The sequence below is a fragment of the Amycolatopsis sp. NBC_01307 genome, assembly GCF_035975215.1.
GTDB lineage: Bacteria > Actinomycetota > Actinomycetes > Mycobacteriales > Pseudonocardiaceae > Amycolatopsis.
The window spans coordinates 3,771,903-3,789,219 of the sequence record NZ_CP108403.1; the positions used below are offsets into that span (position 1 = coordinate 3,771,903).

19 protein-coding genes are annotated in these 17,317 nt (G+C 70.6%); 16 read left to right on the forward strand and 3 right to left on the reverse strand.

The features are described from left to right. Window positions 1-39: 39 nt before the first annotated feature. From OG439_RS15705 to OG439_RS15715, 3 genes are all read left to right on the forward strand, one after another. A complete protein-coding gene (locus OG439_RS15705; RefSeq protein ID WP_326950085.1) occupies window positions 40-735 on the forward strand; it encodes a TetR/AcrR family transcriptional regulator in 696 nt (231 codons plus the stop codon). Window positions 736-793: 58 nt separating this feature from the next. Next, window positions 794-1,495: a TetR/AcrR family transcriptional regulator gene (locus OG439_RS15710; protein ID WP_326950086.1), complete on the forward strand. Its 702-nt coding sequence runs from the start codon at window positions 794-796 to the stop codon at window positions 1,493-1,495. A gap of 1,178 nt (window positions 1,496-2,673) precedes the next feature. Then, window positions 2,674-3,927, forward strand: a complete 1,254-nt coding sequence (locus OG439_RS15715; RefSeq protein WP_326950087.1) for a sigma-70 family RNA polymerase sigma factor — start codon at window positions 2,674-2,676, stop codon at window positions 3,925-3,927. 824 nt (window positions 3,928-4,751) lie between these two features. Here the strand turns inward: OG439_RS15715 and OG439_RS15720 are convergent. Then, window positions 4,752-5,120, reverse strand: a complete 369-nt coding sequence (locus tag OG439_RS15720; protein ID WP_326950088.1) for a hypothetical protein — start codon at window positions 5,118-5,120, stop codon at window positions 4,752-4,754. 346 nt (window positions 5,121-5,466) lie between these two features. Between OG439_RS15720 and OG439_RS15725 the strand changes: the two genes are divergently transcribed. The 4 genes from OG439_RS15725 (at window position 5,467) to OG439_RS15740 (ending at window position 9,555) form a co-directional block, all read left to right on the forward strand. After that, the gene (locus OG439_RS15725; RefSeq protein ID WP_326950089.1) at window positions 5,467-6,102 is read left to right on the forward strand and encodes a GntR family transcriptional regulator; all 636 of its coding nucleotides are present in this window, start codon (window positions 5,467-5,469) and stop codon (window positions 6,100-6,102) included. A gap of 132 nt (window positions 6,103-6,234) precedes the next feature. Continuing rightward, window positions 6,235-7,656 (forward strand): MFS transporter, encoded by a 1,422-nt coding sequence (locus OG439_RS15730; protein ID WP_326950090.1) that lies wholly within the window; start codon window positions 6,235-6,237, stop codon window positions 7,654-7,656. A gap of 19 nt (window positions 7,657-7,675) precedes the next feature. Continuing rightward, window positions 7,676-8,575, forward strand: coding sequence for an ABC transporter substrate-binding protein (locus tag OG439_RS15735; protein ID WP_326950091.1), 900 nt, complete (start codon window positions 7,676-7,678; stop codon window positions 8,573-8,575). Continuing rightward, a complete protein-coding gene (locus OG439_RS15740; protein ID WP_326950092.1) occupies window positions 8,572-9,555 on the forward strand; it encodes an ornithine cyclodeaminase family protein in 984 nt (327 codons plus the stop codon). Before OG439_RS15735 ends, OG439_RS15740 begins: the two co-directional genes overlap by 4 nt. A gap of 675 nt (window positions 9,556-10,230) precedes the next feature. Here OG439_RS15740 and OG439_RS15745 read toward each other — a convergent pair. Then, entirely contained in the window at window positions 10,231-10,629 is a 399-nt protein-coding gene (locus tag OG439_RS15745) for a hypothetical protein (protein ID WP_326950094.1), read from the reverse strand. A 44-nt stretch (window positions 10,630-10,673) separates the two neighbouring features. On the opposite strand from OG439_RS15745, the gene OG439_RS15750 reads away from it, so the two are divergent. The 9 genes from OG439_RS15750 (at window position 10,674) to OG439_RS15790 (ending at window position 16,833) form a co-directional block, all read left to right on the forward strand. Then, the gene (locus OG439_RS15750) at window positions 10,674-10,970 is read left to right on the forward strand and encodes a PadR family transcriptional regulator (RefSeq protein ID WP_326950095.1); all 297 of its coding nucleotides are present in this window, start codon (window positions 10,674-10,676) and stop codon (window positions 10,968-10,970) included. Window positions 10,971-11,372: 402 nt separating this feature from the next. Then, window positions 11,373-11,492 carry an undecaprenyl diphosphate synthase family protein gene (locus OG439_RS15755; RefSeq protein ID WP_326951558.1) on the forward strand — a complete coding sequence of 40 codons (120 nt, stop codon included), beginning with the start codon at window positions 11,373-11,375 and terminating at the stop codon, window positions 11,490-11,492. Window positions 11,493-11,645: 153 nt separating this feature from the next. Beyond that, entirely contained in the window at window positions 11,646-12,584 is a 939-nt protein-coding gene (locus OG439_RS15760) for an ABC transporter ATP-binding protein (RefSeq protein WP_326950096.1), read from the forward strand. Then, window positions 12,581-13,414: an ABC transporter permease gene (locus tag OG439_RS15765; protein ID WP_326950097.1), complete on the forward strand. Its 834-nt coding sequence runs from the start codon at window positions 12,581-12,583 to the stop codon at window positions 13,412-13,414. The genes OG439_RS15760 and OG439_RS15765 overlap by 4 nt, the downstream gene beginning before the upstream one ends. A gap of 68 nt (window positions 13,415-13,482) precedes the next feature. Further along, the gene (locus tag OG439_RS15770; RefSeq protein ID WP_326950098.1) at window positions 13,483-14,781 is read left to right on the forward strand and encodes a sensor histidine kinase; all 1,299 of its coding nucleotides are present in this window, start codon (window positions 13,483-13,485) and stop codon (window positions 14,779-14,781) included. After that, window positions 14,778-15,455: a response regulator transcription factor gene (locus OG439_RS15775; protein WP_326950099.1), complete on the forward strand. Its 678-nt coding sequence runs from the start codon at window positions 14,778-14,780 to the stop codon at window positions 15,453-15,455. The genes OG439_RS15770 and OG439_RS15775 overlap by 4 nt, the downstream gene beginning before the upstream one ends. A 117-nt stretch (window positions 15,456-15,572) precedes the next feature. After that, window positions 15,573-15,899, forward strand: coding sequence for an ArsR/SmtB family transcription factor (locus tag OG439_RS15780; protein ID WP_326950100.1), 327 nt, complete (start codon window positions 15,573-15,575; stop codon window positions 15,897-15,899). Next, complete coding sequence (locus tag OG439_RS15785; protein ID WP_326950101.1) at window positions 15,896-16,384, forward strand: SRPBCC family protein; 489 nt, start codon at window positions 15,896-15,898, stop codon at window positions 16,382-16,384. The genes OG439_RS15780 and OG439_RS15785 overlap by 4 nt, the downstream gene beginning before the upstream one ends. Next, the gene (locus tag OG439_RS15790; RefSeq protein ID WP_326950102.1) at window positions 16,381-16,833 is read left to right on the forward strand and encodes a VOC family protein; all 453 of its coding nucleotides are present in this window, start codon (window positions 16,381-16,383) and stop codon (window positions 16,831-16,833) included. The genes OG439_RS15785 and OG439_RS15790 overlap by 4 nt, the downstream gene beginning before the upstream one ends. Window positions 16,834-17,137: 304 nt before the next feature. On the opposite strand, the gene OG439_RS15795 is transcribed toward OG439_RS15790, so the two are convergent. Beyond that, the gene (locus OG439_RS15795; RefSeq protein WP_326950103.1) at window positions 17,138-17,263 is read right to left on the reverse strand and encodes a hypothetical protein; all 126 of its coding nucleotides are present in this window, start codon (window positions 17,261-17,263) and stop codon (window positions 17,138-17,140) included. Window positions 17,264-17,317: the final 54 nt, after the last annotated feature.

Genomic DNA, 17,317 nt, shown 5'->3' on the forward strand with positions numbered 1-17,317 from the left:
TACTGCGTCAACCCATAGCATGAGACGAGGTGCTGCACGATGCCCGAGCAGGAGCCGACCCGGCGCGAGCGATACCGGCTCCAGACGGTGGCCGAGATCAAGGCCGCCGCCATGGACCAGCTGCGCGAGGGTGGCGCGGAGACGGTGTCGCTCAACGCGATCGCGCGCAGCATGGCGATGTCAGCGCCGGCGCTGTACCGCTACTTCGCCGGCCGCGACGAACTCCTGGCCGACCTGGCGGTCGATATCCACCTGGCCCTCGCGGATGCCCTCGAAGCCGCCTCCGCCCGGGAGAGGTGCGCTTCGGCGCGGGTCGGCGCGGTCGCCGACGCCTACCGCGACTGGGCGCTGGCCCAGCCTCACGCCTACCACCTGGCCTATGAGACGACCTACGGCTCGGCCCGCGATCAGGCCGCCGACCGCATCGCGTCGGCCGCGCAACGGTGCATGGACGTGTTCCTGGGCGTCGTGGCCGAAGCCGGGGAGCCACCCGCTTTGCCGCTCCCGGCCGCACTGGACCAGCAGATCCGGCGCTGGAACGGCGGCGACCAGCGCTCCCTCCCGGCCGGCATCCTGCACTTCGGGCTGGTCTGGTGGAGTCGGCTGCACGGCCTGATCAGCCTCGAACTGGGCGGCCACCTGGCCGCCACCGGGATCGACACCGCGTTGCTCTACCGGACCGAGATCGAAGCGATGCTGGGCAGCCTGCGCCACCGGTACGGCGCCACAGCGTGACTACCCATAACAGATTGGACTACCCGTCGACCTAGATACGGTCCGTTACGATGCGATGATGACCAACCAGCCGCCGGCGCTGAACCGGCGTGAACGTCTCCGGGCCCAGACGTTCCAGGAGATCGAGGACTCCTCGTTCGCGATCATCGACGCCGAGGGCGTGCACGCGCTGACCATCGCCGCGCTGGCCCGCAGCATGGCGATGTCCGCTCCGGCGGTGTACCGCTACTTCCCCTCACGGGACGCGCTGATCGCGCACCTGGTCACCTTGTCCTACCAGCAGCTCGCCACCGCGATGAGCCAAGCCGCCGAGGGCACCCGGCGAGCGCCGCGCACGCGAGTACGGCTCCTGGTCGCCGCCTACCGCGACTGGGCACTGAGCCACCGACGACGCTACGGAATGCTCTTCGCCGAGCGCACTGACGACGTGCCCGGGAAGACACCCGCACAGACTCCACTGGACCAGGCGATGGCCCTGCTCGTCGACCTGCTGGTGGCCATCCAGGACACCGCACCGGCCGAAAGCACCACCGGTGACCGCACCCTCGACGGGCAGCTGCGGCAATGGGCGCAGGCGCAGGAGCGGCCGGACACCGCACCCCGCGCCGCGACCGCCGCCATCGTGATCTGGACGCGGATCCACGGGATCGTCAGTCTCGAGCTCACCGGGATCTTCGACAACCGCACCATCGAGGCGCAGCGGTTGATCGACCTGGAGATCGACAACGCCATCCACTTCCTGACGGCCACCATTCCCTGATCCGTGCCGCCGAACCTGTTGCAGACGGAGTTGGTGAAGCGCAAGTTCCGCTCGCGTCCTCGGCTTCGGTATACCCGGACAGTGTGTACGCGCCGAGCGAGGCCTGTTCCGTAGAGCACCTACGCCATCGACTGCTGGGCTCGATGCCGCCAGGGCACGCTGACGTGGTCGGCGGCTCTGGTAGCGCTCAGCGCCCGGCGGCGACGCTCCCCTTGTAGCGGGCAGTCGTGCTCGTCGTCGATCGCTGGGGGCCGGTGACCACAGCTCCTTGAGCGGCAACTACGACACGGCAACGGCGGGCGGACCGCCCGCCACGCCGTGACTTCGCCGCCGCCGGCCGCTTCCGGCCACGCGCGTTCAGCGGGGTGCAGGTGGCGCCGCGGACGGCCTTCGGCAGGCTTTCGTAGACCCCGCGCGCAGTGGCGGCGCGGACGAGAAAGCAGTTGCCGTTCCGCCTGTTGTGGCTGAGCGGCCACGGGGACGAGCAGGGCGACGAGTACGGCGGCGAGCGCGAAGCTGATGCCGTCGACGAGCACGACCGTCGGTGCGCCGAGGACAGTGACCAAGACCCCGGCCGCCGGGGCGCCTACGAACAGGCCGGTCTGGCTCACGCTGCCGTGCAGCCCGGCGGCGCGTTCCAGGGCTATCGCCCGAGACCTGCAGTGCCGGGCACCAGGACCTGCCCAGCGCAGTCGGCGAGGCCCCGAACCGCGCCGGCGGCGGCCACCAAGCCGGTGAGTGCACCCCAGGGGAGAAGGTCGACGGCGTAAAGCGCCGGAATGGCGCATATCGCGACGCTGCGGCGGCGTTGCCCAGTACGTAGATTCGACGGGCACCGAGTTGAGGTGAGCACCAGCCAGGGGATCGCCAACGCCGACATCGACGTGCCCAGCACCGAGATGAGCTGAGCGGCCAACAGGCCGGACAACGGCCGCCGACGTCGCGCCAACGAACACGTGCGCAGTGGTCACCGCACTGGGTCTCTACCCGCCCGGTCACGACGGGCAACGACACGGCGGAAACCGCGCCGGAGTGCTCGGTCACCTGACAAGACACGGGTCAGGGACGCTCATCGCGGAAGAAAGGGGCCTTTCACGGCCGAGACCTTGCGCCGGGGCTCCCGTTGTACGACGATCGCGGATCGTTGTGCACGTGCAAGCGCACGAGCGAGGCTGGGGGTGACCGAGGTGGCACCGGCGACCGCTGGGACGGTGGACGTCCCGAGTGACGCGGTCTTGATCCGGGCGGTGCGCGGCGGGGACAACGCCGCGTACGGCCGGCTCTATGACCGGCACCTGGTCGCGGCCCGCCGGGTGGCGGCCACGATCGCGTCGGGCGAGGCGGAGCGGGACGACCTCGTCGCCGAAGGATTCACCCGCGTGCTGCGGATCCTGCGGTCGGGAGAGGGCCCGGACGAGGAATTCCGGTCGTATCTGCTCACGACCATCCGGAACACGCTGATCAGCTGGCGGCGGCGCGACTCCGTGCTCTCGCTGGTCGCCGAGGTGCCGGACGTTCTGCCGAGCGAAGGCAGTGACGAGCCGGTGGACAGCCGGATGCACGGCACCGTCGCCGCAGGGGCGTTCGCGAGCTTGCCGGAACGGTGGCGGGCGGTGCTGTGGCGAACCGAGATCGAGGGCGAGTCGCTGGCCAAGATCGCCGAAGAATTCGGGATGACGCCCAACGGCGTCGCCGCGCTGGCCTACCGCGCCCGGGAAGGACTGCGGCAGGCGTACCTGGGCCAGCACCTCCCCGAGGTGCGGCGGCGCACCTGCCGGGTCGTCTCCGGCCAGCTCGCCCGCTGGGTGCGCGACGCCGTCGGCGACCGCAAGGCGCACCGGATCACGACCCATCTCGATCGCTGCCCGGACTGCCGGAAGCTGGCCGCCGGCCTCCGGGAGCTCAATCAGGAACTGCCCGTCGCCGTCGCGCCGCTCATCTTGGGTATCCCGGTCGTAACGCACTGGCTGACGGCTTCCGGCTCCGTCGCCTCGTCCGGAGCGGCCGCGAGCACCGGGGCCTCCGCGCTTTCGTGGGCCACGGCGACGAAGATGGCGGCCGCGAGCGCGGCGCTCGTCACGACGGTCGCGATCGGCGCGAGCACGTCCGACAGCGCGCCCGCGCCTCCGGCGACTGGTGCCGAAGGCTCGACCTCGCAACCGGTGGGAACGCGGCCCACGGTGGACGTACCGGCCGGCGGTGAACGGCGGTCCTCGTCGGAGGCGCAGCTCACGTCGGTGCCACCCACGCCGGAGTCGTCGTCCGTGGGCGACGCGGCGGCAGGGCAACAGACCGGGACCACCAGCGCCGGTGGGACAGCCGCGACGGACAAGCAAGCAGCGAAGCGGGCAGCAAAGCAGGCTGCGAAAGAGTCAAAGCAGGCTGCGAAAGAATCGAAAAAGGCGGAGAAGCCCAAGCAACCGCAGGGATGACCCGGCCCCATGGCGGAACTCGTCCTCGGCGGTAGCCACTCCCGAGCAAGGTGCGCCCGCCGGTGACTTTCGCCAGAGACCTGGGACCGGCTTTGCCGACCTGCGCTCGATGCCCCCGGCGGGCCGGACGCCGCCCCTTGTATCAACCTCGTCCTCGGGTTTCCTGGGCCATCGCCGTGGCCCTGCACCGCATCCTGTCCCCCATCAGTAACCGCCCGCCAATCCTGCTGGCCTGTGTGGACGGTGAACGGCACACACTGCGCTGGAAGTACCGCGCGCGGTGCTGGCCGATCCAGCCACTCGGCGTTGTTCTTGGGCGCGTCGATTCCGGAAGCCGCTCGCCAAGACGCCGGCGACCGGACGGTCGAGCCCGGCTGGCCGATGAAGCCAGGAAGGGTTCCGCACCCGGCATCGTCCGCGATGCCGTGGCTCTGCCGACTGCCGGCTTGAGAAGACCTGGTCCTCAGCCCCCTGCCGTCTCTGACGCGTGCCCCAGGTGCTCTTCGGGTAGTCCCCCTGCATGACCGAAACAGACGACGGACCCATCACCCCCGACGTACCCCGCACTCCCGGCAGCCCTGACGTCGACTTGGACGTCGACGTACCGGGAGCCGAACGCAAAGAGCCCGACTCCCAGGATGTCGAGGAGAGTGCCGGGGAGACGGAACCACCCAGCTGAGCGAACGCGGGCACGCGCTGCCGGCCGACAGCATCACCCGCGCCACCTCCCGAGACGGTTGACGCGATGCGGCGCACCCGTGGCGGGCTCGCCGGGTCAACCGTCTCGGGAGGTGGGATGTGCGGGGTCTCACCGCGAGGTGAGATCAGACCACGGTGGCGAGGTAGCGCATGACGCGGGAGGTCCGCGCGGCTTTCATACGAAGGACCACGCCGCCCGAGACCTCAAGGTAAGGGCGAAGGTCACTTTTGTTGACCGGGTCGCCAGGGTTTTCCGACGGCGCAATTTCGGCGAACCACAGCTCAGCGCCGCTGACCTCGTTGTCCTGGAGACACTCGTCGAGTGCCATCCAGTCCACCTCGGGGAAGCGCGTGTGGAAGTCCTCGATCTCACGGTCTTCACTCAGTGCGACGTAGGGCAGGTACATCAGCGTGTCGGTGTTCGCCTCAACGTCTTTACGTGCGTCGTTGAAGTTGGCCGCATTGACACTGACCCACCACTTGTGTTCAGCCACTGGGGGGAATCTCCTCGTTGTGCTCATCGCGAATCGTGGACATAGACCTTCGATCAGCCACCAACTCTACGCAACTGATCGACTACCACTTTTCCCCGACCTGATCACCCACGCCCTCGCCGCGATCACGCCCGGCCTCATGGCGACCGTGCTGCCGGCCCGCATCAACCCCGCCAATGGCGACACCAGACTCGCCAACGGCGGCCACTCCGAACCGTCCTGGTCGACGCCTCAGGCGGTCGAACCGGATCACTCGTGCGGGACCTTTCTCCTGGCCAACGCGACCACGAACGACGCTGCACCTGGGCCGGCAGCGCGAGTTCACCGGTTCCCCTATCCTCGTTTCGTGGTCGCCAAGTCGAATTCGGTCGTGACGGTGCTGCGTGCGGAGATCATCGACGGCACGATCGCCGCGGGGACGCGCCTGAAGGAAGAGGCCATCGCCACCCGCTTCGGGGTCTCCCGCGTCCCGATCCGCGAAGCCCTGCTCCAGCTCGAGAGCGAAGGCTTCATCAACACCGAGAAGTACAAGGGCGCGACCGTCTCCGCCCGGTCCCAGCACGACGTCGTCGAGCTGATGCAGATCCGGCGCGGCCTGGAAGTCCTCGCCGCCACCCTCGCGGCGGAAGCCCGGGGCAGGGATCAGGCCGAGCACCTGCGGGCGGTCGTGGCGCGCGGGCGCCAGGCCGGCGAGGACGGCGCCGTGAATGAGCTCCCACCGCTGATCATGGAGTTCCACGAGGTGGTCGCCCGCGCGTCGGGCAACGCCGAGCTGGCCCGCATGCTCGACGAGCTGCTGCGCCGGATCTCGTGGGGATTCGAGCTCGAGATCGAGGACCGCATCGACACGTCGTGGGCCGACCACGCCGCGATCGCCACCGCGATCCTCGGCGGGTCCCCGGTCCAGGCGGGCTACCTGATGGGCGAGCACATCCTCAAGGACGAGATGATCTACCGCCGTCAGAGCATCTCGTCAGACTGACTCGTATACAAAAGATCTCCACAGTTCGACTAGTTCACGTCGCTGGCACGCGTGGTAACGTCGCGGCAATAAGTCTCGTATACAAAACAGGGGTTCGTTGCTTGGCCGTCTCTCCCGATGGGAGCTCAGCCCATGACCTCGACCCACACCCCGGAGCGCGCCACCCCCGGCACCCTCGCCCTGCACCTCGACCGCATCGGCTTCAGCCGCGCCCAGTTCTGGGTGCTCATGCTCATCCTCGCCGGGATGTTCTTCGACACCCTCGAACAGAACTCCGTCGGCGCGATGGGCGCCAACCTCAAGCTCGCGCTCGGGATCACCGACACCCAGCTGACCGCGATCAACACCGCCACCGTGCTCGGCGGGCTCGTCGGCAGGCTCGCCGGCGGGTGGCTCGCCGACCGGTACGGCCGCCGCGCGGCGCTGTCGCTGAACCTGCTGCTCTACACCCTCGGCGGGCTGCTCAGCGCGGCCGCCGTGAACTACGAGATGATGCTGGCCAGCCGTTTCGTCGTCGGCATCGGACTGGGCGGCGAGTTCACCATCGGCATCGCGATGCTCGCCGAGATGGTCGCCACCCGGCACCGGGGCGCGCTGGTCGCGACGCTCAACATCGGCTCCGGCGGCGTCGGCAACTTCCTGTCCTACGGGCTGTTCTTCCTGCTCCTCGGCCCGCTCGCCCCGGCACTCGGCGGCGACCACCTCGTGTGGCGCTGGACCTTCCTGTTCCTCGCGCTCCCCGCGCTGCTGGTGGTCCTCTACCGGCGCCGCCTCCCGGAGACGCCGCGGTTCCTGCTCGCCAAGGGCCGCGTCGAGGACGCCAACCACTCGCTCGCGATCTTGGCTTCCCGCTCTCTGAAGCGCACCGCGGCGACGCCGGTCGGCGGCCCGCTGACCATGGCGGACGTGCCCGCTCGCCAGCTCAAGTCCTCCCCCGCGGCCGTGTTCGCCCGCGCCGTCCTGCCCCGCACGCTCTCGATCGGCGCCGCGTCCTGGATGGCCTTCGGCGCGCAGGTCACCCTCAACTTCCTGATGCCGACGCTGCTCGTGGAGCGCGGATACTCCATTTCGGACAGCCTGCTCTTCACCATGATCATGAACGTCGGGTCGCTGCTCGGCGCCTGCGCCGCCGCGTTGCTGGCCGGACGGGTCGGCCGGCGCTCTGCCGTCGGCGGCGCGGGCGCGCTCGGCTGCGTCACCGCCGCGGCGTTCGCGGCCTTCGGGGACTCGACGGTCCTGATCCTCGTTCTCGGCGCCCTGTTCCAGTTCTTCACGATGATCACCAACACGACGCTCGCGGTCTGGTCGCCCGAGCTGTACCCGACGTCGATCCGCGCGACCGGCACCTCGATCGTCAACGGCATCGGCAACATCGCCGGCGCGGTCATGCCGTTCCTCGCCGTCGCCCTCTTCGCCGCGTTCGGCCTCGCCGGGGTCTTCGGCATGGTCGCGGTGATGTACGCCCTGCTCGTCCTGGCTTCCCGGTTCGCGCCCGAGACCCGGGACCGGACGCTGGAAGAGATCAACGAAGACGTCCCCGCCGCCGTCGCCTGACCCGAGAAGGAGAAACCCCTTGGACACCCTGCGCATCTCCGCGACCGCCAACGGTCTCAACTACCTGCCCGAATACCTCGCCGACACGACCGGCCTGTTCCGCGACGCGGGCCTGGCGGTGACCGCCCGCGCCTGCGACCCGTGGACCGGTGTCCTGGACGACCTGGCTTCCGGCGAGGCCGACCTCGCGCTGGGCGGGCTGTGGGTGCCCGGCATGTACGCCGGCAGCAGCCGCGCGCTGACGGTGGTCTGCCAGCTCAACCACCAAGCGCCCAAGGCCATCGTGCACCGCGGCGCGCCCGAAAGCTTCACCCTGGCCGACCTGACCGGCAAGGTCGTCCTCGCCCCCGGCATCGGCGGCAGCGCGCCCTACGCGGTCACCGCCGGGCTGATCCGGGAGGCGGGCACCGACCCGGACGACGTCACCTTCGTCCGGGACCTCTCGACACCGATGCTGGTCGAGCTGTTCGGCGCCGGGCTGGGCGACGCGATCATCCTGGACCTCGTCTCGGCACTCGAACTCGAAGCCACCGGCCAGGGACGGATCGTGTTCCGCAACCTCGACCAGGGCGGGATCATGCCCAACAGCGTCTACTACTGCCGCACCGACCGGGTCGAGGAGCTCCGAGAGCGGTTCACTCGTTTCGTCGGCTGCATCGACGCGGCCATGAAGAACCTTCCCTCGACACCAGCAGCGACGATCGACGGGATCCTCGCCGCGCGCTGGCCGGGCAAGGACCTCGCGATCCTGCGTGACGCCACCGCCCAGATGGCCGCGAGCGCGGTCTGGGCAACGGTCGCGATCGATCCCGCGGGCAGCGACCGGTGGATGCGGATGCTCGCCGAAAGCGCGATGCTCACCCGGGTCCCGGCCTACGACGACCTGGCCGACGACAGCTTCATGAAGGCCTACCGGTGACCGCGGTCCTGCCGGACGACGACCTGGCCGGGCTCGTCGACCTCGGCGACCTGATCGACGCCGTCCGCACCGCGCACGTCGACCTGGCTCTCGGGCTCGCCGAACAGCCGATCCCGGCGATCAGCACCACGGCAGGCGCCACCATCGTGCTCCCGATGGTGGCGACCTCCCACCGCCTCGGGCTGACCGTCGTCAAGGTCCTCACCGACGCACCCGGCAACCGGGACGGCGACGGTCCGGCCCAGCAGTCCACCGTGGTGGTGCTGGACTCCCGGACCGGCGCCCGCCTGGCCGTCATGAACGGCGGGACCGGCACCCGGATGCGGACCGCGGCCGCCAGCGCCGTGGCCACGGACACGCTGGCCCGCAACGATTCCCGGGTTCTCGGACTCGTCGGCGCCGGGCCCCTCGCGGTCGAGCACGTCGCCGCCATCCGCACGGTCCGGGCGATCGACACCGTCGTCGTCTGGTCCCGCTCCGCGGCCCGGGTCGCCGAGTTCCGCCGCGCGCTGCTCCGGCGGGAACACGCGGACGGCGTTCCGGCCCTCGACGTGATCACGGCTTCGGGGCCGCGCCAGGTAGTCGAAACAGCCGACGTGCTCTGCACCCTGACGCCGTCCCGGGTCCCCGTCGTCGAAGGCGCGTGGTTCCGGCCGGGACTGCACGTCAACGCCGTCGGCGCGCCACCCCGGCCCGACCACCGGGAGATCGACTCCGAGGGCATGGCCCGCGCGGACGTCTTCGTCGACAGCACCGCCATCCAGCTGCACAAGTCCGGCGAAGCCCTGCTGTCGCTGCGCGACGGCGCGACGACCGAGGAGGACTTCCAGCACGAACTCGGCGCGGTACTGGCCGGGCTGGCACCCGGACGGACCGGCCACGAGCAGATCACCCTGTTCAACTCGGTCGGCATCGCCCTGCAAGACCTCGCCTACGCCGCCCTAGCCCTGCAGCCGTATCCGACGGAACACAGCGCCTGACGGCCTCACACTGACTGAAATTGGGAGGAACGGCCGTAACGCGTCCCGACCGCGAGACTGGTGCTGCCACTCCTTCGGCTGAGCACAACTCCCCGACGCTGCTGTCCTGGCTGGGATGCGAGTACCTGGTCCCGGCACGCGTGATCCGGCCGGCCCGGTGACCATGGTGAAACGGGTCGCCCACGCCCTCGAGCAGGCACACCCAGAATTTCGCTCTCGGCGTCGGGCGGCCCACACGCGCGCGATCTACACGGCCCGATACCTCACCGATCCGGTCTACCGGCGCGTGCCCCCGCACCCAGCCGGTCACATGTCGATGTTGCGGATAGGCGTGGAATCACCGTGGCGCGGCTAGCTTGAGTTTCAACCCGTTCGACGGGGGCGTGGGTTGCTCGACTTGGTGTTCTTGCTGCGCCTAGGTTTTCGGGTGTTCGTACTGGTGACGGTATGGACGTCATGGCGTGACGCGGGCCGTTGGTTGGGTGTTCCGGCGGGACGGCCGGGGCCGGGCTGTGAAGGTTCGGACACCGGCCGGACAGGCGAGCGGTGGACGCAGGTTCCGAAACCCTCGACGAACCCTGGCCGGGGTGAGCCGGTGGGCTGGTCGGGGTTTCTCCCAGGAGCGGCGCAGGTCCGCTGTGAGATCACGGGCCAGACGCAGCTGGGTGTAGGCGGTCAGCAGCAGCCAGGTCCAGCGGTCGGCTGCCTCGGGCGAGCGAAGTTTCGGGATGGTCCAGGGTTCGGGAGTGCCAAAGCCACACGGGTTTCGCCGGTCGCGCCGGAGGGCAGGCGCTCGACCTGCAGCCGGATCACGGTGCCTTCGATGATCGGCAGGGCACCGTCGTGGCCGGCCCAGGCGATGCGGTGGGTCAGCCGCGGGTGAAGTCGGTCCCAGGCCCGGATCAGCGCGGGACCGTAGAGCCGGGTCGTGGTTTCGGTGACGACGTCGGGTTGCCCCCAGGTGGCCGGGTCACCGAAAGCGAACTCGTCGCCGTGGCGGCGGGGCCTGCCCAACGTGGCGGGCAGCACCATCGAATCGGCGCAGACGGGGCACCAGTCCGACTGATCCCCCATTACTACGCTGCGCGTACTACTCGACGCGTAGCAGTGTGCCGTGGATGCCGAACGACGCCCAGATCCTCGTGCTCTACGCGCTGACCGACGGCCCGCTGCACGGCTACGCCATCAACACCGCGATCGACGACCGGACCGGCGAACGGCTGGGGCCGGGCAGCCTCTACGGCGCCCTCGCCCGCCTGGAGGCGAAAGGGCTGATCGAAGCCCTCGACGGGGAAGGGCGTCAGCGCCCGGTGCAGATCACCGATCAGGGACGCACCGTCCTGGAGCGCGAACTGCGCGCCATGGCCCGGGTCGCCGACGCCGGACTCCGGCGGCTCGGCATCCGGCCGGCATGACCGTCGCCCAGTGGCTGGTCCGGCTCTACCCGCGAGCGTTCCGGGACCGCTGGGGCGCCGACCTGACGGCGGAGGTCCGGAACCACCCCCGGTCGTGGCCGAACCTGCTCACGAGCGCGGCCGACGTGTGGCTGCACCCCGCCGTCCGGCCCGCCCGCTCGGTCGCCCAGCGCCAGGCCCGGGTGGCCGCGATGGCGGTGATCGTGACCGGTATCGGCTGGTTCGCCGCACACCTGACGGTCGAGGACACCCGCGGCCCGCCACCGCTCCCCTCTACGACCTGTACACCCGACGCCTGCGCAAGCAGGCTACGGCGGCCGCCAGGAGATCGTCGACGGCCTCCGCGACCTCCTCATCGAACGCGCGACCTCGGGCAGCACGCTCACGGAGGTCGCGGACACTCTGACCGTCGATGACGTCACCGCCCACTTCTGCGACGCCTACTGGCCGGCCTTCCGCGAGATCGACTTCCTCCGCGCCCTGCGCGACTACGCGGGGCGGCAACGCCGGTTCGGTGCCTGACGTCGCACAGCCGGCGGTGCGGCGCTGTCGTACCGCGGTACTACTCGCCGCGCCGGATTGCCTCCCGCGGTACCACGTCGCGGCCCGAGTCCCCTCCTACCGTTGAGGAAGTACGGCCCGGGGCGACCGGTCCGCGGATCCAGGGGATGAACGATGATCGAGGCACACCAGCTGACCAAGCGGTACGGGGAGAAGACGGCGGTCGACCACCTCGACTTCACCGTCCGGCCGGGCACCGTCACCGGGTTCCTGGGGCCCAACGGCGCGGGCAAATCCACCACGATGCGGATGATCGTCGGACTGGACGCCCCGACCAGCGGTTCGGTCAAGGTCAACGGCCGCCGCTACGCCGAGCACACCTCGCCGCTGCAGGAGGTCGGGGTCCTGCTCGAAGCGAAATCCGTCCACAGTGGACGGTCGGCGTTCGACCACCTGCTCGCCCAGGCCCAAACCCACGGCATCCCGCGACGGCGGGTCGACGAGGTGATCGAGATGACCGGGCTGCAGTCCGTGGCGAAGAAGCGCGCGGGGAGCTTCTCCCTCGGCATGGGCCAGCGGCTCGGGATCGCCGCGGCCCTGCTCGGCGACCCGGCCACGATCATGCTCGACGAACCGGTCAACGGCCTGGACCCCGAGGGCGTCCTCTGGATCCGCAACCTGCTCAGCGGGCTCGCGGCCGACGGGCGCACCGTGTTCGTCTCCTCGCACCTGATGAGCGAGATGGCGCTGGTCGCGGAGCACCTCATCGTCGTCGGCCGGGGCCGGCTGCTCGCCGACACCACCGTGCACGACCTCGTCCGCGACGCCGGCGGCGACACCGTCCAGGTGGCCACCGCGGACCCGGCGCGCCTGCGCGAGGTCCTGGCCGGTCCCGGCGTCGAGATCGCCGGCCGCACCGGTTCCGAGGAGCTGCAGGTGAAGGGCCTCTCGGCGCGCGTCATCGGCACCAAGGCCGCCGAACACGGCATCACACTGTTCGAGCTGTCCGCTCGGACCGTCTCCCTCGAGGAGGCCTTCATGGACCTGACCCGCGACGCCGTCGAGTACCACGGCGTCACCACCGGCATCGACGCGCTCGGGAGGGCGGCATGACCACCTTGACCCCGGAAGCCCCCGCCCGCACCGTCCGCCCGGTCTACCGGGTCACCGGGCGCCACGTCCTGCGCTCGGAGTGGACCAAGCTCTGGTCCCTGCGCTCCACCTGGATCACCCTGGGCCTCGGCCTGGTGTTCCTGGTCGCGTTCGGGCTGATCTCCGCCGCGCGGTACAAGTCGAACATCGGCTCGGGCCAGCCGATGGACCCGGACTTCGCCGGCGCCACCGCGTTGAGCCTGTCGCTCTTCGGCACGAACTTCGCGCAGCTGGCGCTGGGTGTGCTCGGCGTGCTCGTGACCGCCGGCGAGTACTCCACCGGCATGATCCGCTCGACGCTGACCGGGGTCCCGCGCCGGCTGCCGGTGCTGTGGTCCAAGTCGGCCGTGTTCGGCGTCGTCGCGCTGCTCGTCGGCACGGTCGGCGCGTTCCTCGCCTTCGTCTTCGGCAACGCCATCGTGGCCGGGACGCCCGCGGCGATGTCGCTGTCGGACCCGGGCGTGCTGCGCAGCCTGCTGGGCACCGGGCTCTACCTGGGTCTGGTCGGCGTGATCGGGGTGGCGCTCGGTGCGCTCCTGCGCTCGGTCGCCGGTGGCATCTCGGTCCTCGTCGCCGCGCTGATGCTGATCCCGGGCCTGATCTCGCTGCTGCCGAAGTCGTGGCAGGGCGACATCAGCCCGTACCTGCCCAGCAACGCGGGTCAGGCGATGTTCGCGCTGACCCGCGACGCCACCACGCTGGCGCCGACGGCCGGGATGCTGGTCTTCGTCGGCTGGACGGTCCTCGCGCTGGGCGGCGCCGCCTACCGGCTGGCGCGGTCCGACGCCTGATGCCTCACCGCCGGTGCGGCCTTGGTGCCGCGCCGGCGGTTTTCCGCGACGATGAGCAGGTGAGACCCGTGCACGACGACCAAGCCGCGACGCCGTCGTGGACCGGATCCCCGCTGGTCGCCCGGTTGACGGGGTACGGCCAGCGGCTGCGGCAGTGGGACCGGCGCCACCCGTGGGTCCTGGACCTGGCGGTGATCGCCGGGCTGTTCCTGCTGTTCTGCGCGCCGGACCTGGTCCCGGACGGCGACGACGGGCACGGTCCCGAGGAGCTGCTGCTCACGTTCACCCACCTGCCGGCGGCCGGCACGCTGGCGCTGCAGGCCGGGTTGCTGCTGCCATTGTTCTGGCGGCGCCGGGCCCCCTCGGTCGCGCTGGCCCTGACCGCGGCGGCGTTCGTCGTCCAGTGGTCGCTCGACGTCTTCCTGCGCGCCGACGTCGCCCTGCTCGTCGCGCTCTACAGCGTCACCCTGCACGCCCGGCTGCGGCACCTGCCGTGGGCGGGTGCGGGGGTGGTCACGCTCCTGCTCCCCGTGGCGGCCCGGGTCTCGCGCGCGGTGTCCTTCTGGGAGGCCTTGTTCTTCCTGCTCACCGCCGTCACCGCGGCCGTCGCGCTCGGGCTGGCCGTCCGGATCCGCCGGGCCCAGCTGGCGAGCCTGCGCGACCGCGCGCGGCAGCGGGAGATCGAGCGGGACCAGCGCAGCAAGCTGGCCGCCGTCACCGAACGCACCCGGATGGCCCGCGAGATGCACGACATCATCGGCCACAACCTGTCGGTCATCATCACACTGGCCGACGGCGGCGCCTACGCGGCCGACCGCACCCCCGAACGCAGCAAGCAAGCACTCGAGCTGGTCGGCGACACCGGCCGCCAAGCCCTGGGTGAACTGCGGCGCATGCTGGGTGTTCTGAGGGAGAAAGCCGACGCCCCGGAGCTGACCCCGCAACCGGGAATCGGCGACGTCGAGGCGTTGTGCACGCGGATCCGCGCCGCCGGACCGGAGATCCTCCTCCGGTCCGCCGGTGAGCTGGACGCCCTCGATCGCGGGGTGCAGCTGATGACCTACCGGATCGTCCAAGAGGCGCTCACCAACACGCTCAAGCACGCCGGTCCGCGCACCCGGGTCGACGTCCTGATCGCCGTCGAGGGTCCGGCGCTGCGCATCCGCGTCCAGGACACCGGCCCGCCCGACGCCGTCACGCCGCCCGAGCCGCCTGTCGAAGAAGGGCACGGGATCGCCGGGATGCGGGAACGCGCGGCCCTCTACGGCGGCACGGTCACCGCCGGCCCCACCGCCGGCGGCGGGTGGGCCGTACAGGCCGTCCTGGACCTCACCCCGATCCCCGTCTCGCCCGGCGGTGCGCTGTGACGACCGTCCTCATCGTCGACGACCAGCCCCTGCAACGGTTCGGCTTCCGGATGCTGCTCGACGCGACGCCCGACACCGACGTCGTCGGCGAAGCCGCGCACGGTGCCGAAGCCGTGCGCCGGACCGCGGAACTGCGTCCCGACGTCGTCCTCATGGACATCCGCATGCCCGGCATGGACGGCATCGAAGCCACCCGGCAGATCCTCGCCACCGGCGGCCGATCCCGCGTCCTCGTCCTGACCACCTTCGACCTGGACGAGTACGCCTACGCCGCGTTGCGCGCCGGAGCCAGCGGGTTCCTCCTCAAAGACGCCCACCCCGAAGAACTGCTCGCCGGCATCAGGGCGGTCGCGGGCGGCGACGCCGTCATCGCACCCGCGCTGACCCGGCGGCTCCTCGACACCTACGCCCAGCGGCTCCCGGCCGACGCGCCCGATCCGCCGACCCGGACGGATCCGCGCTGGCTGTCCTTGACCGAACGCGAGCAGGAAATCCTCGTGGCCATCGGCAACGGGTGGACCAACGGCGAGATCGCCGAACGCCTGGTGCTGTCGGAATCCACGGTCAAAACCCACGTCGGCCGGGTGCTGGCGAAGCTGGGCGCCCGGGACCGCGTCCAGGCGGTGATCTTCGCCTACGACCTGGGCCTGACAGAGCCGAGGCCCCCGACCTGACCGGCGGGTTTCATGTCGGCGGCGCCAGGTCCGCGGTCGAAGCGGTGGACGAGGCCGCTTGACGCGGCCCTGAACAGCCTATATAAACCACATGGTTACAGAACCAGGAGGTTATGTATGGGCACGAGCGGCACCCTGGACGCGACGTTCGCCGCACTCGCGGACCCCACCCGGCGAGCCATCCTCGCCCGGCTCGCGACCGGCGACGCCACCGTCACGGAGCTGGCCGTCCCGTTCGCGATGAGCCAGCCCGCCGTGTCGAAACACCTCCGCGTGCTCGAGCGGGCCGGGCTGGTGAAACGTGGCCGGGACGCCCAGCGGCGGCCGTGCCACCTGGTGGCCGAACCACTCAAGGCCGCCACAGCCTGGCTGGCCGGCTACCGCGACTACTGGGAAGCCAGCTACCAGCAACTCGACGACCTCCTGAAAGACCTGCAACCATGACCCTCCCGGGACTTCAGGTCACCGAGGCGGGCGCCGCCGGGCTCGTGCTCACCCGGAAATTCGCCGCTCCCGCCGATCTCGTCTACGCCGCTCTCACCCAGCCCGAGCTGCTACGCCGCTGGCACGGCGCCCACGGCTGGCACCTGACCGGCTGCGACGTCGACCTCCGCCCCGGGGGCGCCTGGCGCTTCGTCTCCCACGGTCCCGACGGCGCGGAAATGGAGATGTACGGCGTGTTCCGCGAAGTCGAGCCACCCGTACGTCTCGTACAGACCGAGATCCACCGCGGCTGGCCCGAAGGCGCCGCGCTCGTCACCACCGTCCTGACCGAGACCGGCGGCCACACCACGATGACCGTCACCGCGCAGTACCCGTCACCGGAAATCCGCGACCAGGTCGTGCGCAGCCCGATGCGGCGCGGCGCCGGCGAAGCGTACGACCGCCTCGCATCCTTGCTCGACCACGAGAAACGAGACCACTCATGAACGACCCCGTCACCGAAATCCCCGCCGACCCGACTGCTGTCGCCGCCGATCCCGGCAACCCGCCCGTGCTCCCCGGCGCGTACCTGCTCGAACTCGTCCCCGTGCCGGTCACGGACATCGACCGCGCCATCGGCTTCTACCGCGACGCACTCGGCTTCGCCCTCGACGTGGACGTCCGCCCGGTGGACGGCGTGCGCATCGTCCAGCTCACCCCGGCGGGCTCGGCTTGCTCGATCTCCCTCACCGAGGGAGTGCCCGCCCTCACCATGCCGCCGGGAACGGTGCGCGGGCTGCACCTGGTAGTCGCGGACATCGAGCAGGCACGCGCCCAGCTCGTCGAACGTGGCGTCGAGGTCGGCGCCGTCGAGGACATGGGCGGCGTGTTCTACGCCTACTTCGCCGACCCCGACGGCAACACCTGGTGCCTGCAGCACATGCCCTGGCGCTGACCACGGTCTCCGCCGTCCGCGCCATCGTCGAGAACCTCACTTCGGTCGCGGCCGCCAGAGCCAGCTCCCCGGCGTCGGGACGGATCGCGTCCGGCCAGTACGGCGGCAGCCCGAAGAAGCGCCCGGGACCTTCCAGGACGTAGCCGGGGTGACCGGGGCAGTACGCCGCTCAGACCGTGGATCGCCAGGGTGACGGCGTAGGCCGGCTGGTCCACAAGGTACCGAGCCGGCCGTAACCGGTCGTCGAAACTTCCGCGCCGGTGTCGGGCAACACGTCGGCCGGCCGGGCCGCTCCAACAGCTTCCTACCGGGTGCCGGTGTCGGCGTTGTCCCCGAACGCGAGCGCGGCGCCGACCGTCGCGGGTGGACGCGCGTGCGACGCGAACTGCGGGCTCACCACCGCGATCCGGGTCTCGTGGGTTCGACTCACAAAGCGTGTACGGACACGTTCCCGAACGAGGTCTTTCCCGTCGCCGTCGAACTC